Source organism: Alphaproteobacteria bacterium GM7ARS4, assembly GCA_014332745.1.
Taxonomy (GTDB): domain Bacteria; phylum Pseudomonadota; class Alphaproteobacteria; order GM7ARS4; family GM7ARS4; genus GM7ARS4.
Genome location: JACONL010000001.1, coordinates 37573 through 60934 on the forward strand (window position 1 = coordinate 37573; position 23362 = coordinate 60934).

Here is a 23362-nt window from a genome sequence, read left to right on the forward strand (position 1 = left end):
CTATCCTCTCACACGCTCATGACTCATTAACGCCCCCACATGCGCCGCCGCACTCTGTGCTAAAGCAGTCAGATTGTAACCTCCCTCAAGCATAGACACAAGACGCCCTTGACATATTTTTTGCGCCTCCTCCACAAAGAGCATGGTGAGGCGCGCAAAATCTTGGGTGCTCACACGAAAACCACCAAGGGGGTCGTCCTCATGGGCATCAAAGCCAGCCGACAATAACATCAACTGAGGCTGATACGCCCGCACATGGGCCAGCCCCTCACGCCATACCGATAGGAACGTATCACCATCCGTGCCTTGAGGCAAAGGATAGTTATAGACAAAGCCCGCACCCTTCTCATCACGACGTCCCGTATAGGGATAAAAAGGCCATTGATGGGTCGACATAAAAAGAATTCTCTTGTCATGAGCAACAGCCGCTTGCGTGCCATTGCCATGATGGACGTCAAAATCAAGGATCGCCACGCGAGACAGACCATAAGCCTCGATGGCATGATAGGCAGCAATGGCAACATTGTTAAATAAGCAAAAACCCATCGCCCGCTCAGGCTCGGCATGGTGACCCGGGGGACGCACCGCACAAAAAGCATTTGTCGCCTCACCCGCCATGACAGCATCAACAGCCATCACCGATGCGCCCACCGCACATAAGGTAGCCTCACGACTCCCCGCTGAGACCAACGTATCACTATCAAGAAACGCTAGACCATGCTGAGGCACTTGGCTTATGACATGCATCACATGGCGTATCATGGACGGCTGATGGACAAGCGCCAATGTTGCCTCCTCCACCGCCACAGACTCAACCCATACAAGCTCTAAAAAACGCTCCCCCCTCAGATAATCCATGATATGCTCCAAGCGCGCCACACGCTCAGGATGCCCTTGTCCCGTCTCGTGACGCAAACATGAAGGATGGGTATAGAGACATGTGGACATATGCAGCACTCCATAGGGTGATGATGGCGAACAATCATGGGTGTCACCCACCCTAGCACAACGAGAGAACCTCCCTCAACAACGAGCATCATGAAACAAGGTCTTCTTATATGTGGTCATGGCACACGCCACCCCCATGGCTTGGACGAATTCGCCCAGCTCACCCGTGATATAGAAGAACACCTCGATGATAACATCGTGCGTTATGGCTATTTAGAATTCGCTCGCCCCATCATACGCGACGGCTTAGACGCCTTGCGCCATGAAGGGTGCGCCATCGTGCATGCCCTCCCCGCCATGCTGTTCGCCGCAGGCCACGTCAAAAATGACATCCCCTCCGTCCTCAATAACTATGCCCTTCAACATCCCTCTATGCGTATCATCTTGGGACGAGAATTGGGAATCACCAGTGGTATGCTGCGCGCCGCAGAAGCGCGTATCCGTTCGTCCCTTGCCTCCTCACCCGTGTCCTATCACGATACCCTCCTCATGGTCGTCGGAAGAGGCGCATCAGACCCTGACGCCAATAGCCATATCGCCAAAATCACACGCATGCTGTGGGAAGGCATGGGATTCGGGTGGGCAGAAAGCGCCTTCTCGGGTATGACGTTCCCCCTCGTCGCCCCCGCCCTAGAGAAAGCTGTGAAACTGGGGATGAAACAAATCGTTGTCTTTCCCTATATGCTCTTTGACGGCGTCCTCGTCCAACGCATCTATCACCATACAGATCTCGTCGCCAAACAATATCCCCAGACTCGATTCGTCAAAGCGCCTTATCTGAATAATCATCCAGATGTCGTCTCGACCTTCCTCCAACGATTGCAAGAAATTCACACGCCAGATAATGCCATGAATTGCCAATTATGCAAATATCGAGAACGTATTGTCGGCTTCGAACATGACGTGGGAACAGCACAGATGAGCCATCACGACCATGCAGAAGGCGAACAAACCCATACGCACCAACAGCATACCCATCATCACCCACCCTACCCCCATGCCGACCATCCTCTAGGGCCCCTCTCCATGAGTCTCTATGACAAAGATATGACAAAGACATGACACCCCCCCATGCGCCTCCCCATGCGCCCCCCCATGCGTATGAGGGCGGTCTCAAAGATGACGACACGCCACCCCCCTGTGGTCGAGGCTATAGGCCTCCCCCATCAGCGCACTATATCCGTGATGGACAGGCCATCCATGCATGTTCCCTCGCACGTATACGCGCATGCGCACCCGCCCTTGCGACCCTCACGCCACCATGGGAACGCATGGCATCGAAACTGATTCAAGCATGCGCCATGGAAGACATTATCCATGAGCTCTCTTGGCACGACTCCTTTATCCCGCAAGCATGCGCGGCTCTCACACGGGGATGTCGCATATTCACCGATAGCGATATGGTGGCAAGCGGAATCGATCGTCACCTCCTGCATAAAAGCGCCAACATACATCCCGATGAACGTATTATCAGCCTCATCAAAACAGAGGCGGTGCATCGACACGCCCATGCGACACAGACAACACGTTCCGCTGCTCTCGTGGAGCGGTGGTATCAAACCTACGGATGGACGCAAGAGATGGTCGTCATTGGCAACGCCCCCACATGCCTCTTTCGCCTTATGGATTACTTGCGCCATACTCAGCCATCCTCCTACCCCGCTGTCGTCATCGCCTTTCCTGTGGGTTTTGTCGGGGCGGCGCGCGCCAAACAGCTCTTTATCGATAATTATGGCGACAGCATTCCTTATCTCGCCTTGAAAGGAAAAAGAGGAGGAAGCGCCATGGCTGTGGCCGCCCTCCATGCCCTCCTCCATATGATATGATGGCAAAATGGCTATGGATTATCGGTGTGGACGCCGACGGACGCACCAGCCTCACCCATCACGCCTTGTCGGTGATTCGCAAGGCCCACGTTATCCTCACCAGCCCACGACTCGCCCAACTGCTCGCCTCAGACATCGAAAAAACCCCTCATGTCAGACATTGGAGTCGCCATATAGACGACGATATTCACCATATCAGACGTTATAAAGACACTATCGTCGTCATCCTCGCCAGTGGCGACCCCCTCTACTATGGAGTCGCGACCCGTGTCTTGCGTATCATCCCCATAGAACAGGTTACCATCATGCCCGCCCGCTCTAGTATCAGCCTCGCATGCGCCAAACTAGGCTGGACACAACAGCATGTCACGCCCCTATCCCTCCATGGACGAAACCCACACCATATAAGACGCTATCTCAGCCCCAAACAACGTATCATCATCCTCAGCGAAGGCATCACAACCCTCCATGCTGTCGCCCAAGCACTCTGTGATTATGGCATGCGCACAACGACCATCATCGTCTTGTCCCAATTAGGCTCGCCCCAAGAATCACACATCCACGTCACGGCACAAGAGGCGCACACACTGACATCCCTCGACCCCCTCACAATCCTTGCTATCGAGTGTGGGCCATGCGCACACCAAACCGACAACGCCCATGCGCCCCTCGTCTCGACTCTCACGACCCTCCCCGATACGGCATGGCGCCATGACGGATTGCTCACAAAACAAGCCATACGCGCCAGCGCCGTCTCTGCCCTGTCCCCTCACCCCGCCCAAACCCTATGGGACATAGGAAGCGGAAGCGGAAGTATCGCCATCGAATGGATGCGCCTCCACCATCAAAATCATGCCGTCGCCATCGAACAGAATCCCCAACGCTGCGCGCATATTCGACATAATGCCAGAGCGCTCGGCACGCCAACCCTCACCCTCCTACAAGGGCATGCTCCCCATATCTTGTCACAGATAAAGCCTCCCCACACAAAGCCAGACGCCATCTTCATTGGCGGCGGCTTGAACGAACCAACCCTCATCGACACATGCTATCGCATGCTCCAGCAAGGACAACATCTCGTCTCCCATAGCGTGACCATAGACCATGCCCATGTTCTTTTCGAAGCCTATCAACGCTATGGCGGTAACTTGCAAAAAATACAGACCCATAGCATACAAGGCATTGGCTCTTATCACCGATGGCATGCCATGCTCCCCGTCACCCAATGGAGCTTGTGTAAGGCATGACACATAAGGCAACACACACAACAACAGGCACGCTCTATGGCGTCGGCGTGGGGCCCGGTGACCCGTCACTCTTGACGCTCAAAGCTGTCTCCTGTATCGAACGCGCCCATGTTCTCGCATGGATAGAAAGCCCACAGCATACAAGGAGCTTTGATGTCGTCAAACATCTACGCCAACAACATCATATGACCTATGGCACGCCCATCGATATGGGGAACACAGAACAACAGCGCGTGCGCCATTATGATCATCTCGCCTCACGCCTGAAACGCCATCTTTGTCAAGGCCATGACGTGGCCTATCTCACCCTTGGCGACCCGCTCCTCTATGGCAGCTTCACATATCTCATGGAACGTCTTCGCCATACGTGCGCCATCGATATCATCCCCGGTATCCCCTCTTTCTGCGCTGTGACGGCTCACCTCCAACAATGCCTCGCCCAAAAACAAGAAACACTCACCATCTTGACGGCACAGCAAGCCCTCACACGACTCGCCCACCCTCTGAACAGCCATGAAGCCATCGTCATCCTCAAAGGAGGAAAGCATATCCAAACACTCAGACGTATGCTCGAACAGCATGGAGACAAGACCATCGAACGCGCCTTCTATGCTGAACATGTGGGAACGCCACAACAGACATCCATGCCCCTTTGCGCCTATGATAAGCCATCCGCCCCCTATTTTTCCCTTATTGTCATTACCCCCCATAGAAGCGCATGACACATCCCGTTGCCATCATCACCACCCAACGCCACGCCCTCGAACGGGGACGCGCCCTACGCGCCCATATCCCCCATAGCGTCCTCTACGCCCCCCATCCATGCTGTCCACAGGACGCCATCCCTTATACGTCCCTCGAAGAGAGTCTCCACACCCTCTTTCGCCAAAAGACAGCCATCATTGCTCTTTGTTCCGTGTCTATCCTTGTCCGTCTACTCGCCCCCCTCATCGAGAAAAACGCCCGCCATCCACCCGTCATCGCCCTGACCCTCCACAATGCCACGCACGATACCCCCTCACACACCCCCTCACACGCCATGTATGGTGAGAGGGACACGCAACGTCCTTTTGTCATTCCTCTCTTATCAAGCCATCAAGCAAGCAACAGCCTCGCCCGTACCATCGCATCCATCGTCAATGGTGTCGCCTGTATCTCTACACTCAGCGACACACTCTATGATATTGCCTTCGATGCGCCCCCTGAAGGATGGCGACTGGCAACAAAAAAACACTATAAGGCATGGATACGGCGCTTGGTCAATGGCACACCCCTCCATATCAGCCATGACGACTCAGAAGGCACACGATTACCGCCAACATGGCACAACACACTCCGCCAGCTGTCCGCCATAAAAACAGACATAAAAACAGACAATGACCCATCGTCCCATCTCCACATCACAACCCAATGGCGTCATGTGAAAACGGATAACCCTAACCTCTTGACCTATGTCCCACAATGCCTCGCCCTCGGCATCGGCTGTGAGTCTGGCACAGACCCCCAAGCCCTCCTCCATGCTGTCAAAGATGTCTGCCAACGCCATAATCTGAGCCTCAAAGCCATCGGTGGCATTTTCTCCATCGCCCTCAAACGCCATGAGCCCGCTATCCATGCCCTACAAAAAACCCTCGCTTGCCCCTTCACATGCTACTCGGCAGAACAGCTCTTGACATGCACCGACCGCCTCAAAACGCCATCCAACGATGTCTTTGCTATCACAGGATGTTATGGCGTTGCCGAAGGCGCCGCCCTGTTAGGCGCTGGACCAGCCGCCAAACTCCTCATCCCAAAACACATCACGGGACAAATCACCCTCGCCATCGCCGTCGCCCCACAGCCCCTCAAGCAAAAAAAACATGGCCATATCGCCATCATCGGCACAGGACCCGGCCATACCGCCATGCTCACCATAGACGCCCACCAACAGCTCCAAGCATGCGATGATGTCGTCGGCTATCAACGCTACCTTCATCTCCTCGAGCCCATGCTCCATACCCAACAACGCCACCCCTTCCCTCTTGGCGAAGAAGAAAAACGATGCAAACACGCCATCCAACTGGCACAGACAGGACGCCATGTAGGCCTTGTCTCATCGGGCGACCCCGCCCTCTACGCCCTTGCTTCCCTCGCCATGCAGTGCCTACAGGCTGATGACAGCACAGAGCCACTGCCTAGCCTGTCCATCCATCCAGGTGTCACAGCAGCGCACGCCGCCAGCGCACGCATGGGCGCACCCCTCTCTTATGATTTTTGCGCCATATCCCTCTCAGATCTCCTCACCCCATGGCCCACCATAGAAAAACGCTTGCTCCATGCCGCTATGGGTGATTTCATGACAGCACTCTATAATCCACGCTCACAGGAACGCACCCAAGCTATTATCCACGCCCAACGCATCTTTCTAGACCATCGCCATGGCGAGACATGCGTCCTCATTGCTCGCAACCTCTACCGCCAAGACGAATCACTCACCATCAGCACGCTCAAAGACTTCCTCACCCACCCCATCGATATGCTCACCCTTATCCTCATCGGCACAGAACAAACAAAAACCCTCGACTATCAAGGAAAACAATATCTCTATACCCCTCGAGGCTATGCCATCACACCACCCGCTCCATAATATGCCTCCTATCACCATCCCCCCTATCATCTCATGACCGTCCATTTTATTGGCGCTGGACCGGGCGCGCCAGATCTTATCACCTTGCGGGGATGGCGTCTTCTCCAGCATTGTCAGACATGCCTCTATGCTGGGTCGCTCGTAGATCCTGCCGTCACAACGTCATGTCCGCCTCACGCCCACATCATCGATAGCTCTGCTATGACCCTCAAAGACATCATGGCAACAATACAAAACGCCCATCAACAAGGGCACGACATCGCACGCCTGCACTCAGGCGACCCCTCCCTCTATGGCGCTCTCAACGAACAGGCACGATTCTTGCAAAAACATCATATCCCCTATACCATTACCCCCGGTGTCCCCAGCTTCGCCGCCGCCGCCGCCAGTCTAGGACAATGTTTCACCATGCCACGCACAACCCAAACCATCGTCCTCACCCGTAGCGCCTTAGGAAAAGCAACGCCCATGCCACAAGAGGAATCGCTCGCCCATTACGCTAAAACACGCTGCTGCCTCGTTATCTATCTCTCCATACGCCACCTCAACGCCCTGTGCGCCATGCTTATCCCCCACTATGGCAATACATGCCCTTCCGCTGTCGTCTATCGTGTCTCTTACAAGGACGAAAAAATTATCACAGCCCCCCTAGAACGACTCCCTCGCATGGTGAAGCCCCATAAAATCACACGCCAAGCCCTTATCATCGTCAGCCCATCCCTCATCATCGACCATGACAAAGAACACACCATCCACGAAAGCGCCCTCTACGCCCCAACATACCGCCATCTTTTCCGCCCAACGACCAAGACAGGTTAAGCGCCCCATTCCCCATACGCCCACCCCACGCACACCATGTCATCGCCTCAACAGCCTACCCTCTCCATTATCATCCCCTTTTATAACGAGTATGATAACCTCCCCCTCTTCCACCAACGCCTCACCCAAACGCTCAAACCCCTCCCCTACCGTATGGAAATCCTCTATATCGATGACGGAAGCACCGATATGGCCGCTGAATGGGTCACAGAACAAGCCCATAAAGACCCACGTATCGCGCTCCTACGCCTCTCGCGCAATTTTGGGAAGGAACACGCCCTCTCCGCTGGCATCGATTACTGCCATGGCGACGCCGCCATTGTCATCGACGCCGACTTGCAAGACCCACCAGAACTAATCCCTCAACTCATCGCCCCATGGCAAGAGAATAAAGCCGACGTCGTCTACGCCCAACGCCTCTCCCGTCAAGGCGACTCCCTCGTCAAACGCCTCACCGCCCACCTCTTCTATCGCCTCATGGCAAGAACACGCCCTGTCATCCCCTATAATGCCGGCGATTTCCGTCTCATGAACCGACAAGCACTGGATGATATTAAAACATTGCGAGAAAAACACCGATTCATGAAGGGACTCTTCACATGGATAGGACACCGACAATATGCCGTCCCCTACCATCGAGAGCCACGCCATAAAGGGCGGTCAAAATGGAGTTATTTCGCCCTCTGGCATCTCTCCATCGAAGCCATCACAAGCTTTACGACAGCGCCCCTACGTATCGCCTCCTACCTCGGTCTAGGCGCTGTGCTCTTTTCCCTCACCTATGGAAGTATCATCTTATTTCGAACCATCGCCTATGGAAGTGATGTCCCCGGTTACCCCTCCCTCATGATGACAATCCTCTTCATTGGCGGCGTCCAGATGTTTACCATCGGTATCCTTGGCGAATATATCGGACGTATCTTTAATGAAGTCAAGCAACGCCCCCTCTACCTCGTCCGCGCATGGCATCCGTCCCAACAGACGCGCCCCCAAAAGACACGTCATGACCATCACAAGACACCATAAGACATGTGACAGCCCCCCACACCCCCTCCCCCATGCCGTCATCCCTCACGCTCACGCACGTCCTGCCATCAAGAGCCGAAGATAGATTTTTTCTCTTCGCCCTCCTCAGCCACGCCGCCTTATGGACAATCATTCCTATCATCGTCAGCCCCAATGTCCCCATCGATGTTATCTATCTACATCAAGACCGCTACGAACTCCAATGGGGATACGCCAATAATAGTAGCCACCCACCTCTCATGGCATGGATTGCCTACATCATCGGTGTCCTCTTCCCTCACCATCACGCCCCCTATATCATCCTCAGCCAAATCAGCACAACACTCATGCTGTTCATCATGTGGACATGGACAAGACGCCATGAGACGCCAACAATCGCCTGCATCAGCACACTCCTCACACAAACAATCCTTCACCATACCATCCTCACCCCTGAATTTAATCATAATGTCATTCTCCTGCCATTATGGGCGCTTCTCATCATCGCCTTTCATCGCTGTATCACCAAGAACACATGGGTGGACTGGCTGTTATGGGGTGTCGCTGTCGCTGTCGCCATGCTGGCAAAATATACCTCCGCATTGCTTGTTCTCTCTATGCTCTTGTTCCTCGCTCTCTCGCCATCGAAACGCCATCTCCTGAAAGAAAAAGCCTTGTATCTCGCCATTGCCCTCGCCCTTCTCCTCTTCTTCCCCCATGTCCTGTGGCTCATAGAGCATGATTTCCCCACCTTGCGCTATGCCCTCGCAAGAGCCTATGATGGCGTGACAGAGTCATTCGTCCAACGACATATCCTCTCTCCCCTGGCGTTTCTTGCCGCCCAGCTGATGCTTATCGCCCCCCTCTTGCTCTTGCTCCCTCTGGCGGGGTCATGGCGTATACCGTCAAAGGCAACCTTCCTCTCACTTTGGAAAGAAGAACAACAGGAAAGAGCCTTTGCCTATGTCATAGGGTGCATGCCTCTCGCCATGGCTGTCTCGCTCTCTCTCGTCTTCGGCTTACAGCTACGCTCAGCATGGGCTGCACCCTTTTTCCTCTTCGCTGGCTTTATTGCCCTCACCCTGTTCATCCAACCCAACAGCATCGCCCTCACTCCACGATTCAAAATGGCATGGGGTGCCGTCCTCCTGCTCACCATCCTCGCCTATAGCATCATACAGCTGGGAAAGCCCGTCATCGCACACACCATCAAACGCACCCAATTCCCAGGGGACGACCTCGCCATGACGCTCCATAAGGAATGGTATGACAGATTTCAAACATCCATCCCCTATGTGCTAGGCGATCTCTGGGTAGCAAACAATATCGGGTTCTATGCACCACATCACCCCCGCGCCGTTGTTCCATCCCATCCCATACACCCCTCCCTCAGCGCACAAGAAAAACAAGAGATACAACGCCATGGCGGCGTCATCATATGGATGGAAGACGTCTCTGTGCCTCACCGATGGGTCACACCACCCTATCCTGCGGACATCATCCTCTCTCTCTTCCCATGCATTAGCCCACAAAAAACCCTCACCATAGAAAGTCTGAGCCCCTTCCCGCTCCCTCCCCTCATCTTTCACAGAGTGCTCATCCTGCCTCAATCCCATTGCCCAACATAAAAGGCGCTGTCAAACCCGCGACGCTAGACGCCACAGGAGGCGGAGGCGGCGGCGGCGGACGTATCATGACAACGGGAATGCCCCTCATGCGCGCCGCCTCTATCTTGCCATAGGTCGCATCCCCACCACTATTGCGACTCACAACAAAGGACACGCCATAACGCTCCATCATCTCATGGTCTTGTTCCTTCGTAAAGGGAGGACGCCCGCTCACCCATACGCTCGCCATCAAACCCCCCATAGGAAGACGAGACGGCTTGTCAATGGAACGCACGATAAAACGACAAGAAACGCCGTCAAAGGATGCCATGTCCCTGCGCCCTATCGTCAAAAACACATGGCGACGGTGGGACGGAACGCCCGCTAAGAGCCGCGACAGCATGACAGAAGCATTCCGACTATCAGCAACCTCCACCCATCGGTCACCCGCAACCGCCCGCCATGGCCGCCGCCATAAGGCAATACGCTTCACAGAACAGACACGACACGCATGGACAATATGCGCCTTCATCGTCACAGCATGGGGACTGGTGGCATCCACCACCCAATCAACACGCTCACGCACTAAAAAACGACACAAACCAGCGATACCGCCAAACCCCCCTATGTGATAACGACAAAGAGGCAACAGGTGAGGACGCGCCACAACACCCGCCAAAGAACATGTCACCTTGTAACGCCCATCACGTAGCAAGCACATCGCCACATGGCGCGCTTCCTCACTCCCCGCACATATCAACACATGCCCGCATACAGACACCCCCTTAGACGCCATAGACGCCCTCGCCAATGACAGAGCCTAAACGGTCGATGGCCATGACATGCACTTCACGCATGGCGCTCTCCTTCAACCATAGAGAGAGCATGCGCGCCGCTTCCCACGCCACCCTATCGCCTAACGCCACGCCTTGCGCATGCGCCTCCTCCCACAAGGCTAACGCCGACGACGCCTCCCGATGACGACTCCCGATGTCCCGCTCCCCCTTTATCTCCCGCATGCATTGACGCAAAAAATCCATATCCACACGCGAACGCCGCACATGAAGGTCACGCGCCCCAACCGCCAATTTCGATAATTTGCCAAAACCACCACATAATGTGAGTTTTCGTATAGGCTTGCCACGCATATAATTCACCATGCCCCCCACAAAATCACCCATGTCGATAATGGCATCCATAGGAAAATGGTAACGCTCACGCAAAACGCTCTCTGATGTTCTGCCAGTCGCCGCCGCAATATGGTGATAGTTCTGCGCAACGGCAACGTCAATGCCCCGATGAATGGCATGAATCCAAGCCGAACATGAATAAGGCACAACAATCCCCCTCGTCCCTAAAATCGATAAACCACCCTCAATCCCTAACCGACCATTCCACGTCTTCTGCGCTAAACGCGCCCCATCCTCCACATGAATCGTCACATGCCACGTCCATCGCCCCCCTTTCATCCTCTGTGCTTCCCCTCCCCGTTGCGCCCGCAAAAACGATGTCATCATCGCCCTTGGCACTGGATTAATGGCGGCCTCACCCACAGCAAGGGGAAGTCCCGCCTTCGTCACCATGCCCACACCCTCGCCTCCATGAAACAAGACACGGCAATTGTCGCCATCCATCATGGTATCGTCCCAATCATAAGTCAGGGATACTTTCACCAACGCCCCATGGGTCACATCAGGGTCATCGCCTGAGTCTTTCATAACACACGCCCATGCCTCCCGTTTGTTCCCTTTGACGTCTATCCCCGATGACTCTATGGCGAAGGTGGCTTCTTTATCGTCATGGACAGGCCGTGGCAACAGGATACGCGTTGTGCGACACGCCTCGTCCTCCATCAACAAACGGTAAGACGCCTGTAACGCTGCGGTGGCACAACTTCCCGTTGTCCATCCATGGCGTAATGACGTATTCCCCAGCGTCCTCATGCCTCGCCTCCCGTCCCTTTACGAAGACGTATGATAAATTCAATGGGGCGGTCGCCTTGCGCGCATGTTTCAACACCAAGCCATGCATGCCCCCCGTTCTGACAATAGTGACGCACATCTTTTGGCGCATCCTTATCCGTGGCAAGCACCTCTAGGGTCTCGCCCGCTTGTAGCGCCTTCATCATCCTATGCGTCTTCAACACAGGAAGAGGACAACGCAACCCCCTGACATCCAATCTCTTCATCAGCATCACCTAAAAGGATAACAATTGCATAAAGATGTATGAACGATAGGGTTTGCGGTTTATGCTCTATGGCCCTATATCTGTAGCATCCATCACTCAGCCTCCACCCCTATTATAGCCGTCCCTATGATTGTCGAACGCCTTTTTTCTTACGGACTTTTCCTCTGCCTGCTGACTCTGTCCCTTATGCCAACCCCTCAGAGCATGGCGGACGAGACAAAGGGACTCCCCACACTCAAAGTGGCAAGCCTCCAATTTGGCACGGTCAACTGGCATCTCGATGTCATCAAACACCATCAGCTAGACAAAGCCCATGGCTTTCATCTCGATATTCTCCCCGTTGCCAGTAAAAATGCGGCCAGTGTCGCCTTGCAAGGAGGCGCCGCCGATATTATCGTCGGCGATTGGTTTTGGGTCTCGCGACAACGCACAAGCGGACGACTCTTTCATTTTGCGCCTTACTCCACAGCAAGCGGCGGCTTGGTCATGGCATCGTCTTCCCAACAGCATGGACAACTCCAAGAACTCTTTCATAAGAGAATCGGTGTGGCAGGGGGAAGAATCGATAAAAATTGGCTTCTCATGCGCGCCTATAGTCTACAACAAAAAGGAACAGACATCGAAGACCATGTGGATGTCGTCTATGGCGCGCCGCCTCTTCTCAGCGCCCTCCTCAAACGAGGCGAAATAGACGGAGTCCTCACCTTCTGGCATTTCCAAGCGCGCCTAGAAGCCGATGACGACTATCACACAGCCTTCCCCATGCACACCATCCTCACCGAACTCGGCATTACGCCCACCATTCCTATCAACGGATGGATTTTCTCTCAACCATGGGCGCAACAAAACCCTCGCCTTCTTGACGCCTTCTTGAGCGCATCTCAGCAAGCATTCCACATCATGGCAACCTCTGACGACGAATGGCAACGCCTGAAACCCCACATGCATGCGCCAGATGACAAAACATTCATTCGATTACGAGATGGCTACAGGCAAGGAATCCCTAAAGAATTTGGCACGGAAGAACAACAAGCCACAGAAAAACTCTTCCAACTGGTCGCCACATTGGGAGGCACAGAATTGGTGGGAAAAAGCAAACATATCAGTGAAGGCACTTTCTGGACCCATGGGACGACACCAGAAGAAGCGCCATCCCGCCATACCCCCTAAAAACGCGCAACAGGCCATAGCCCTCCATAGACACCATGAGAGCGTTCCAATTCCCCCTATTGCGCCATCGCTCGACCGTGCGACTCCTTGCCATCATCGTCTTCTTGTCTATGTGGACCATCACAGCCTCCCTTATCGATAATGAGACATCCCTGCCTAGCCCATTCTCCGTCCTCTATGCCATCACGCACCATACCCAACAGGGCGATTTGTTTTACCATATCGGTATCACCCTCTATCGCGTCCTCACAGCCTTCATCATCGCCATGGCCCTTGGCACCATCATCGGTATCCTCATGGGACATTTTCCCCGTATCAACACGGCACTAGACGACCTGCTTATCATCGCCCTCAATGTCCCCGCCCTTATTGTCATCATCCTCTGTTTTCTCTGGTTTGGCCTCAACGAACTCAGCGCCCTCCTCGCCGTCATTATCAATAAAGTCCCCCTCGTCGTCAGTATCATGCGGGAAGGCGCACGTAGTGTGGACAAAGCACTCCTCGATGTGGCATACCTCTACAGACTGCCCCTGCTCACGACACTAAGATATGTTTACCTCCCACAGATTTATCCCTCCTTCATGGCTGCCTCCCGCTCTGGCCTCTCGCTCATATGGAAAATTGTCCTCGTCGTCGAATTGCTCGGCCGCCCCAACGGAGTCGGATTCCAAGTACAAACCTATTTTCACCTCTTCGATATCACCAGTATCCTCGCCTATACATGCGTCTTTGTCGCCATCGTCCTCGCCATTGATATTTTTATGATACGCCCCTTCGAACATCGTGCCACACGATGGCGCCTATGACACTCAACGTCCATATTCAAGAAAAATCCTATATCAAAGCCGAAGGGCAACAGCATCACGTCCTTGGCACGATAACATTCTCCCTACGAGAAAAAGAGTTCATGTGCCTCTCTGGACCATCTGGTTGCGGAAAAACAACCTTGCTCAATATCATCGCTGGCCTCGAACCATGTCCCCACGCAACAATAGACTTCGCAACACACGATACCCACGCCTCACAAAAAATCGCTTATGTCTTCCAAGAACCCCGCCTTATGCCATGGCTCAACGTCATGGATAATGTGACCCTCGTCACCGATAACAGCCATGCCACAAAAGAAGAAGCACGACAACTCCTCCACGCCATGGGCCTTGGCGATGTCCACAAGGAATTCCCCAACCGATTGTCTGGCGGCATGCAAAGACGAGTCGCTCTGGCAAGAGCCTTCATCACCAAACCCCAATTGCTCTTGATGGATGAACCCTTCGTCTCCCTTGACCCCCCTCTCGCCCAATCCTTACGCACCATCCTCCTGTCTTTATGGACAAAGCACCCCACAACGATCCTCTTTATTACCCACGATATTAAGGAAGCGCTCTTCCTCTCTGACCGCATACTTTTTATGGACGGAAAACCAACAACGATTACGTTAGACTATAGAGTCGATAAGCCAAGACCAAGAACATCCATCACGCAAAGAGATATCGATGCCATCCAACAAAAACGCCTATCGACAGCGTAACAGGAAACCAATCCATCATCACACAACGAACACATGACGAAAAAAAGACAGACGACCACAGGCCAAGCACACGCAAAAAAAACCGCGCCAAAAGCCTCACCGAAAAAACGCAACGTCACCGACCATCTCCATGGCGCTCTCACCCATCTCCAAAGCCACGTCCAAGATGCCGTCGCCCAAGGAAAAAAATACGCCCCCATTGTGAAACAACACGGCCATGCCGTCCATAAAACATTGATGGAGAAACGCCATATCTGGCAATCCCCACGCTTCATCGCACTCAGCCTGTTTGTCCTCGCCAGCACATGGATTATGAGCGGACGCCTCTTCTCTCAAGAAGACACGCCGTCCGTCCTCAACGGAACAGAGATACGCCCCTCTGTCGTCATCAAAGCCTCACAAGCACAGCCTCACGCCCAACATATTATCCTCAGAGGACAAACAGAACCCTCACGTATCGTCCCCTTACGCACACTGGGCGAAGGACACGTCATCGATGTCCTCTTCGACAAGGGACGTATCGTCAAAAAAGACGACATCATCATTCAATTAGACCCAGAAGACTTGCCCGAACAAAAAAAAGAAGCCGAAGCATTCTTGGAAGAAGCACGTATCGAATACGACGCATCAGCAAACCTCACGGTGAAGGGATACCGCTCCCAACTCAATACCGCAGGCGCACGTAAGAAATTTTATGCCGCCACAGCATCCTTGAGCCGTATCACCTACGCCATCCAGCATATGTCGCTACGCGCACCCTTCGATGGTATCCTCATCGAACGCCACGCTGAACTAGGAAGCTACCTCAAAAAAGGAGACCAAGCAGGAACAATCGTCGACCTAGACCCCCTTCTCCTCACCGCTGAAGTCAGCGAAGATGATATTCTCAGACTGCAAGAACAGGGAGACGTAACAGCAACCCTCGCCAACGGCACAACATTGAAAGGCGCACTACGCTACACGTCCCAAGCCGCCAACGAACAAACACGAACGTTTCGCATCGAAGCGGAAGTCGACAACCCCCAACACACAATCCCCGCTGGATTGTCAGCAGAGATGTACATCGCCCTCGATGCCGTCATGGCACACAACGTCAAACACTCTGCTCTCACCATCAACGATGAGGGTGTCATCGGCGTCAAAGCCATCGATGACACAGAAACAATTGTCTTCTACCCCGTCACCCTCATTGCCGATACCCAAGAAGGACTATGGCTGAGCGGACTGCCAGACACATTGCATATTGTGACAAGAGGACAAGACTTCGTCAATGACGGACAGCATGTCCAAGCCTTCTTCGAAGATGATAGACCCTTTGTCGCCTCCTCTCACCACGAACCCCATGCTGACAATGTCGACAGCCAACCCCTGACACCCGAACATAGCGTCCAATAAGACCATGGCAAGCATCGTCGACACATGCATAAGTTCAGCACGGGCCATGGTGTCGACCCTCATCTTCCTTGTCATTGCTGGTCTCGTCACGTTCCAAACCATCCCGCGAGAAGCAGAACCCGACATCACCATCCCGACAATCTACGTCTCCGTCAACCATTTTGGCATATCCCCCGAAGATGCCGAACGCTTGCTGGTCAGACCTATGGAGCAAGAACTCAATAGCATCGAGGGTATCAAAGAAATGCGCTCCTCCTCTTTCGAGGGCGGAGGAAATATCATCCTCGAATTCAATCCCGACGTGGATATTGATGAAGCTCTGTCGGACGTGCGCGCCAATGTCGATACAGCAAAGAGCAAATTGCCACAGGACGCCGAAGAACCCGTCGTACGCGAAATCAATCTCAGCCTGTTCCCTATCCTCGTTGTCACCTTGTCCGGCGACATCCCCGAACGTAGCCTGCTCGCCACCGCCACCTCCCTACAGCAAAAACTACGCGCCTTGCCTCGCGTCCTGAAAGCCGACATTGTAGGAAAGCGCAAACAACAAGTCGACGTCATCATTGACCCGCTGAAAATACAAAGCTATGGCTTGACGGCACAAGATGTCCTCACCACCCTGAGCCGTAGCAATATCCTCGTCGCCAGCGGCGTCCTCGACGCCGGACAAGGGAATTTCGCTATCAAAGTGCCCGGACTCATCGAAACAGCACAGGAATTCCAAAATCTCCCCATAAAAGTCGACCGCAATGCCGCCGTCACCTTAGGCGATATTGCCGAAATTCGACAAGGATTCGAAGACCCCAAAGGCTTCGCACGCATCAACGGACAGAGAGCACTCGCCATCGAAATATCAAAACGCACGGGAGAAAATATCGTCGCCACCATAGACGATGTCAAACGGCTGGTACAGCAAGAACAAACGCGCATGCCAAGCAATATCAACGTCATCTACACGCAAAATAAGGCAACACGTATCAAAGATATGCTCAGTGAGTTGCAAAATAGCGTCATTCTCTCTGTTCTTCTCGTCATTGGCATTACTATTATCGCCCTTGGCGTGAGGGCGTCTCTGCTCGTCTGCGTCTCGATCCCAGGCGCCTTCTTCGCCGGGATTTTTATCCTTGGCCTGCTCGGTGTCACCCTCAATGTCGTTGTCCTCTTCTCACTCATCTTGACGGTGGGCATGCTCGTGGATGGCGTCATCGTCGTGACGGAATATGCTGACAGAATGATGCATTTAGGCCATGACCGTAAGCAAGCCTATGCTCTCGCCAGCAAACGTATGGGAACACCCGTTATCGTCTCGACCATGACGACTCTGACGGCGTTCATGCCTTTGCTGTTTTGGCCCGGCATTGTCGGTGAATTTATGGTGTATCTCCCTCTCACCCTCATCGTTGTCTTGACGGCATCCCTCGCTATGGCGCTCTTATTTGTGCCAACGATAGGCGCGTATGTTGGCGCGCCCGGCGCCCTCGACGCCCAGTCGCTCAGCACATTGCAAGCAGGAGAAAGCGGTAAATTCGTCAATATGTCGCCATGGGCAACGAAATACCTGCAGATTATGACCATGTGTTTACGCCATCCCGCCCGTGTCGTCATGCTCGCCGTGGGCGCATTGTTCTTGACGCAATTTCTGTATGCGTCCTTTGGTAAAGGCGTCGAGTTTTTCCCAAAAGTCGAACCCGACACGGCCGTTCTTCAAGTCCACGCCAGAGGCAACCTCTCTGTCTATGAAAAAGACGCCATCATGCAGAGCATCGAACAAAGTATCCTCGATATGCACGGAGTCGAAAGCTTCTACACACGCACCGGGAAGAGCGGGGGCGGGCAAGATAAGCCAGAAGACATTATTGGCTCAGTCTTCATCAGCTTCGCCCATTGGCAGAGCAGACCAAAAGCAAGTGTCATCCTCGAAGAGGTGGAAAGACGCCTCGAAAAGCACCGCGGTCTCTTCGTCGAAATCACAAAGCCAAAGGCCGGCCCCCCCGTGGGAAAAGATATACAGATACGCATATCAGCCCTCAATCCCGAAGAACTCCAAAGGAGCGCCGACAAGATTATCGAACGCCTACGCAAAAACCCCCATGTCGTCAATATCGATGAAGGACTCTCCATCCCCGGCATAGAATGGCGTATGGATGTGAATCGCATCGAAGCGACACGCGCCAACGCCGACATCACAACCATCGGACAAGCTGTTCAACTCATCACCCGCGGTATCAAAATCACCGAATACCGCCCTGACGATAGTTTTGACGAAATCGATATCCGCATCCGTTTTCCAGAAAAAAATCGCAACCTTGACGAACTCAATCGCCTCTTCCTTAAAACACAACAAGGGGATGTCCCTGTGAGCAACTTCACAGAACGCGTCCCCCATCAAAAAGTGGGTATCATACGTAGGACAGACTCGGTGCGTTCCGTCACCATTAAAGCCGATGTGGCCTCTGGTGTCCTTGCCGATGATATTGTCCAACCCCTTAAAAAGACGCTCGCCTCTATGACGTTCCCGCCAAGTGTCACCGTCCAATTCAAAGGTGAGGACGAAGAGCAAAAAAAAGCCGCTGCCTTCCTACAAAAAGCCTTTGGCGTCGCGCTCTTTTCCATCATGATCATTCTTATCGCCCAATTTAACTCGTTCTTTAGCACATTCCTTATCCTCACAACGATCATTATGTCCACGATCGGTGTCTTCCTTGGACTGCTCGTTGCCAATCTTGCCTTCAGTATCGTCATGAGCGGTATTGGTATCATTGCCCTCGCTGGCATCGTCGTCAATAATAACATCATCCTTATCGATACATGGATGAAGGTCCGTCAGCACTGCAAGGATGAAAGAGACGCCATCCTCCGCACAGGCATACAAAGACTACGTCCCGTGTTGCTGACAACCATCACGACTATTTTTGGCTTACTTCCCGTGATGCTCGGTATCAATATCGACTTTATCGAACGCGACATATCCCAAGGCGCCCCATCCTCCCAATTCTGGCAACAATTGGCAACAAGCCTCGTCTTTGGACTCGCCTTCGCCACCATCCTCACGCTGGTCGTCACCCCGAGCGCCCTCATGCTGTTCGCCCAATGGCAAGGATATTCACGTCAAGAGCGCTATGACGCCATACGGAACACAGCACAGAACATCGCCCAACAGGCCCAAAAGACGTACGATAAAGCACAAACGGCAGAGAAAAAAGCGCGCCCCCATATCCTCTCCTTCATAGGAAAGGTAAGAGCATGGCTCAAAAAGAGAAAGACAACAACAAAAGCGCACCAGAAAAACCGCCGTATCACATACAAACAAGCAGATAACCCACGCACCCCATCACCTAAAAAGGAGTCCGCCTAGGACGACTCCCCCTTAGGACGACTCCACGCCACACATATCATGCTCACAGGAATAGACAAGGCATAAAGCCCTATCACCATGAGCATAAAGAGCCAAAAATTCATCCATGCGAGCAACAGCGCCACAGCAAGAACATAGACAGACCTTCCTACCAGCGGGCGAAGATTCTTAAGGGAAAAAGAAGGAAAACGCGCCAACATCAATATCCCACTCACCGTCAGCACCAACGCACAGACCCATGGCGATACATAGGACACACCATCGCTATAAAAGACGAGAATCATCGGGAAAATACAAAACCCTGTGGCGCCAGGAGAAGATAAACCGCTAAAATAAAGGTGGGAGGAATTCTTGCTCCCCCCTTGATTAAAACGCGCCAAACGAAGAGCAGCACAGATCACATAAAATAACGCCGCCACACCGATAAAGGCATGGGGCGCATGGCGAAGAGACCACTCGTAGAGAAGAAAGGCTGGCACACACCCAAAACTAATGACATCGGCAAGAGAATCTAAATCCTTGCCAAAGCCCGTCCCCGCCCCTAAAGAACGCGCTAAACGCCCATCGATATTATCTAGCACAGACGCAATGATGACGGCAAGCACCGCATGCTCCCACGCCCCATGCAAGGCAAAATAAAAAGAAAGAATGCCACATGATAAATTCATGAGCGTCACCCCGTTCGTCAAAAAACGAGCCCAAGCACTATCATAGAGATATTCGCGCAATTTGATATACATAGCAAATGTCCTACTCTTTCCTCACCCTGACGGCGACCCCTGACTCCTTGATGGTGACCCCTTATGCTCTGACGTCTCTGTTTTCGTTTTCGGTTGAGAAGACGCCCACGTCTTCTCTCCTTCTACCACTTTTTTACCATGTGTCATAGGAATCGACGCAAGAATCGTCTCGCCACCAATCGCCGTCTGACCCTCACTGACATGAATTGTCGCCTCCAGAGGCATGTAGATATCGACCCTCGAGCCAAAGCGAATAATGCCAAAACGTTGCCCCATATCCACATCCTCACCCTCCTCCACATCGGCGCGAATCCGACGCGCCACATACCCCGCCACCTGCACCACAACAAAGGACACCCCATCCTCACGCACAACATGCATGATGACACGTTCATTTTTTAGACTCGCACGCTCCAAAACAGCGTTCATAAAAACACCCTTCACATGCACCTTTTTCTTAACAACACCACGCACAGGCATCCTATTCACATGAACATTAAAGAGATTCATAAAAACACTGACGCGATACATCTCGCCCACCGCACAACCCGCCTGCTCAGGAGGCGATGCGCGCACAACAGGAAGCACCATGCCATCAGCGCTACTGACAACGGCATCAACCTCTTGGGGAGGCACACGTTCAGGATCGCGAAAAAAATAGATACACCATAACGTCAGAACAAAACCAAAAGCGCCCAAGGTCAACGATATGAGCGCCAATAAATAAGACACAGCGCCAAAGACTAAAATAAAGACCCAACCATCAGAGTGCATCGGCACCATGACGTTCTTAAAAAGCATAAGGATGGACTCGAAAAGCCCCTTATGGTCACCCATAGACTCCGTCTTCGACCCCTTCTTCTGCCCGCCCTCTTGTGTCCCTTTTGTAGAAGACTCTTTCGACATGCTCACTCTTATATACAATCATTCATATGACGCCATGACAAGGCATGACATAATCCCATGACATAACGCCATGACACAGACGCCACGCCCGCATACAATGCCTATGCGCACGCACCATCCACATTGCCGATACTATCATGCCTTTTAAGAAAATTCGTGTGAAAAATCCTGTTGTCGTCCTCGAAGGAGATGAAATGGCGGCGATTCTCTGGCAGAAAATAAAAGAATGTCTTATCTTGCCATTCCTCGACCTCCCCATCCTCTCCTTCGATTTAAGTATTCTCCATCGAGACGCCACCGATGACGCCGTCACCATCGAGGCGGCGCGCGCCATCGCCCGCCATGGCGTCGGCATTAAATGCGCCACCATTACCGCCAATGCACAACGCCAAGAAGAATTTCACCTCAAACAACTCCTCCCATCGCCCAATGGCACCATACGCCAACGACTCAATGGCATCGTCTTTCGAGAACCCATCGTCTTTCCCGTTCTCACAAGCCCCATACCCCAATGGCGTCAACCCATTATCATCGCCAGACACGCCTATGGCGACCAATATGCCGCCACAGAAATGTCAACAACAGCAGGAACACAACTCCAGATGGCAGACACAAGGAGTCAAAACGCCAAGCGCCACGCTATACACACGTTCACAAGCGACGGCGTCGCCATGGCACTCTACAATGAAGACACATCCATCATATCCTTTGCGCGCACATGCTTTCGCTACGGCTTGGAACGCTCCCTCCCCGTCTACTTTGCCAGCAAAGATACCATCCTCAGAGTCTATGACGGACGCTTTCGCGCCCTCTTCGCCGACATCTATGAAACAGAATTCAGACAGGCGTTTCAGGAGAAAAAAATCTTTTATCAGTATCGTCTCATTGACGACATGGTCGCCATGGCGTTACGGAGTCATGGCGGTTTCATATGGGCATGTAAAAATTATGATGGTGACGTCATGTCGGATATGGTGGCACAAGGATTTGGCTCGCTCGGCATGATGACGTCGATTCTTATGACAGAAGACGGCAATATCGTTGAGAGTGAAGCCGCCCATGGCACCGTCACAAACCATTTTCGACAACATCAACAAGGATTAGAGACATCGACAAACCCTATTGCCTCTATCTTCGCATGGAGTCGTGGCTTGTTGTGGCGAGGACGCTTCGACCATCATCAGCCCCTCCAAACATTTTGCGCCCTCCTAGAACAAGCCTGCATGGAGACCCTTCATCAAGGCATCATGACGAAAGATTTAGCATTGCTCACAAGCCCCGCCCAGACATGGCATACAACCGACCAATTCATACGCCATGTCGCCCGCACACTCTCCTCTAAAATCGATAGCCAGTGATAAGACCAAATTGGTTATCCGACGTGATGCCATCGAAACGCTGTCCCCCTTGACGCAAGGTATAGTGAAGGCGGAAAAAAGTGCGCACATAGCGCCCACCCACCCATTCACTGCCAAAGGAAAAACGACGCTCCGTTTGTGTGAACGTGAGAGACGCCCCACCACCAAAACGCTGGCGATAGCGCGTACGTTGCACACCAAACCCCAGATAAGGCATCATACGCCCAAACAGAAAGAGGCGCGGCATGATATAGCCCACCCGTCCAGACACGCCATAACGAAACCCCTCACTGAGACGAAAACCTCGCGCCCTATCAGCCGCAATAAAAGTGCTGTCGCCAATGCCTATCTCTACACCATAGTAAAGGCGACTGAGCTCCTGAAGAGACGCGCCATGTAGACGATGTCCCCAACCAACCAACGCCCCATAATATAGCTCGGCATGGGACGAAGAGGCATCACTCCCAAAATTATAATCCACATCGACACCGCCATAAAGACCATCAAAAATCTCTACATCCTGAAGAAGGGTACGCTGTGACGGCTCTGACGGCACAGCGCCCGCCACAACAACGCCTTCCTGCCATAGAAAGAAAACGCCACAGGCAAGGCAATAGACAACATATCTCATGGCATGCGCACCC

Annotated in this window: 21 protein-coding genes; 14 read left to right on the forward strand and 7 right to left on the reverse strand. The window is 53.0% G+C overall.

The features are described from left to right. Positions 1-948: a histone deacetylase family protein gene (locus GDA54_00170; GenBank protein ID MBC6496731.1), complete on the reverse strand. Its 948-nt coding sequence runs from the start codon at positions 946-948 to the stop codon at positions 1-3. Positions 949-1038: 90 nt separating this feature from the next. Between GDA54_00170 and GDA54_00175 the strand changes: the two genes are divergently transcribed. Genes GDA54_00175 through GDA54_00210 form a run of 8 tightly spaced genes read left to right on the forward strand, consistent with a single transcriptional unit; the run spans position 1039 to position 10099 of the window. Then, positions 1039-2010: a sirohydrochlorin chelatase gene (locus tag GDA54_00175; protein ID MBC6496732.1), complete on the forward strand. Its 972-nt coding sequence runs from the start codon at positions 1039-1041 to the stop codon at positions 2008-2010. Beyond that, positions 2007-2774, forward strand: a complete 768-nt coding sequence (locus GDA54_00180) for a precorrin-8X methylmutase (protein MBC6496733.1) — start codon at positions 2007-2009, stop codon at positions 2772-2774. The genes GDA54_00175 and GDA54_00180 overlap by 4 nt, the downstream gene beginning before the upstream one ends. Beyond that, entirely contained in the window at positions 2771-4021 is a 1251-nt protein-coding gene (gene cbiE / locus GDA54_00185; GenBank protein ID MBC6496734.1) for a precorrin-6y C5,15-methyltransferase (decarboxylating) subunit CbiE, read from the forward strand. The genes GDA54_00180 and cbiE overlap by 4 nt, the downstream gene beginning before the upstream one ends. After that, entirely contained in the window at positions 4018-4743 is a 726-nt protein-coding gene (gene cobI / locus GDA54_00190; GenBank protein ID MBC6496735.1) for a precorrin-2 C(20)-methyltransferase, read from the forward strand. The genes cbiE and cobI overlap by 4 nt, the downstream gene beginning before the upstream one ends. Further along, positions 4740-6647: a precorrin-3B C(17)-methyltransferase gene (cobJ, locus tag GDA54_00195; GenBank protein ID MBC6496736.1), complete on the forward strand. Its 1908-nt coding sequence runs from the start codon at positions 4740-4742 to the stop codon at positions 6645-6647. Before cobI ends, cobJ begins: the two co-directional genes overlap by 4 nt. A gap of 33 nt (positions 6648-6680) precedes the next feature. Beyond that, on the forward strand, positions 6681-7466 hold the full coding sequence (gene cobM, locus GDA54_00200) for a precorrin-4 C(11)-methyltransferase (protein ID MBC6496737.1): 786 nt from the start codon (positions 6681-6683) through the stop codon (positions 7464-7466). A 36-nt stretch (positions 7467-7502) separates the two neighbouring features. Then, positions 7503-8492 carry a glycosyltransferase family 2 protein gene (locus GDA54_00205; GenBank protein MBC6496738.1) on the forward strand — a complete coding sequence of 330 codons (990 nt, stop codon included), beginning with the start codon at positions 7503-7505 and terminating at the stop codon, positions 8490-8492. A gap of 5 nt (positions 8493-8497) precedes the next feature. Next, a complete protein-coding gene (locus GDA54_00210) occupies positions 8498-10099 on the forward strand; it encodes a glycosyltransferase family 39 protein (protein MBC6496739.1) in 1602 nt (533 codons plus the stop codon). On the opposite strand, the gene GDA54_00215 is transcribed toward GDA54_00210, so the two are convergent. The 3 genes from GDA54_00215 to GDA54_00225 are packed head-to-tail and all read right to left on the reverse strand — an operon-like array spanning position 10068 to position 12272. Then, positions 10068-10874, reverse strand: a complete 807-nt coding sequence (locus GDA54_00215; GenBank protein ID MBC6496740.1) for a precorrin-6A/cobalt-precorrin-6A reductase — start codon at positions 10872-10874, stop codon at positions 10068-10070. The two genes, GDA54_00210 and GDA54_00215, sit on opposite strands and share 32 nt — an antisense overlap. Continuing rightward, positions 10864-12021 (reverse strand): cobalt-precorrin-5B (C(1))-methyltransferase, encoded by a 1158-nt coding sequence (locus GDA54_00220; GenBank protein MBC6496741.1) that lies wholly within the window; start codon positions 12019-12021, stop codon positions 10864-10866. Before GDA54_00220 ends, GDA54_00215 begins: the two co-directional genes overlap by 11 nt. Further along, a complete protein-coding gene (locus GDA54_00225) occupies positions 12018-12272 on the reverse strand; it encodes a sulfurtransferase TusA family protein (GenBank protein MBC6496742.1) in 255 nt (84 codons plus the stop codon). Before GDA54_00225 ends, GDA54_00220 begins: the two co-directional genes overlap by 4 nt. Positions 12273-12392: 120 nt before the next feature. Here GDA54_00225 and GDA54_00230 point away from each other — a divergent pair, with 120 nt between their 5' ends. The 5 genes from GDA54_00230 to GDA54_00250 are packed head-to-tail and all read left to right on the forward strand — an operon-like array spanning position 12393 to position 19714. Next, positions 12393-13436 (forward strand): ABC transporter substrate-binding protein, encoded by a 1044-nt coding sequence (locus GDA54_00230; GenBank protein ID MBC6496743.1) that lies wholly within the window; start codon positions 12393-12395, stop codon positions 13434-13436. A gap of 35 nt (positions 13437-13471) precedes the next feature. Further along, complete coding sequence (locus GDA54_00235) at positions 13472-14242, forward strand: ABC transporter permease (protein MBC6496744.1); 771 nt, start codon at positions 13472-13474, stop codon at positions 14240-14242. Then, the gene (locus GDA54_00240; GenBank protein ID MBC6496745.1) at positions 14239-14964 is read left to right on the forward strand and encodes an ABC transporter ATP-binding protein; all 726 of its coding nucleotides are present in this window, start codon (positions 14239-14241) and stop codon (positions 14962-14964) included. Before GDA54_00235 ends, GDA54_00240 begins: the two co-directional genes overlap by 4 nt. A gap of 33 nt (positions 14965-14997) precedes the next feature. Then, a complete protein-coding gene (locus GDA54_00245; protein MBC6496746.1) occupies positions 14998-16359 on the forward strand; it encodes an efflux RND transporter periplasmic adaptor subunit in 1362 nt (453 codons plus the stop codon). A 46-nt stretch (positions 16360-16405) separates the two neighbouring features. Beyond that, entirely contained in the window at positions 16406-19714 is a 3309-nt protein-coding gene (locus tag GDA54_00250; GenBank protein MBC6496747.1) for an efflux RND transporter permease subunit, read from the forward strand. Here GDA54_00250 and GDA54_00255 read toward each other — a convergent pair. Next, the gene (locus tag GDA54_00255) at positions 19711-20454 is read right to left on the reverse strand and encodes a CDP-alcohol phosphatidyltransferase family protein (GenBank protein MBC6496748.1); all 744 of its coding nucleotides are present in this window, start codon (positions 20452-20454) and stop codon (positions 19711-19713) included. The genes GDA54_00250 and GDA54_00255 overlap by 4 nt on opposite strands. Positions 20455-20475: 21 nt before the next feature. Further along, positions 20476-21255, reverse strand: a complete 780-nt coding sequence (locus GDA54_00260; protein ID MBC6496749.1) for a phosphatidylserine decarboxylase family protein — start codon at positions 21253-21255, stop codon at positions 20476-20478. A gap of 242 nt (positions 21256-21497) precedes the next feature. Between GDA54_00260 and GDA54_00265 the strand changes: the two genes are divergently transcribed. Next, a complete protein-coding gene (locus GDA54_00265) occupies positions 21498-22718 on the forward strand; it encodes an NADP-dependent isocitrate dehydrogenase (protein ID MBC6496750.1) in 1221 nt (406 codons plus the stop codon). Here GDA54_00265 and GDA54_00270 read toward each other — a convergent pair. Next, a complete protein-coding gene (locus GDA54_00270; protein ID MBC6496751.1) occupies positions 22699-23349 on the reverse strand; it encodes a hypothetical protein in 651 nt (216 codons plus the stop codon). The genes GDA54_00265 and GDA54_00270 overlap by 20 nt on opposite strands. Positions 23350-23362: the final 13 nt, after the last annotated feature.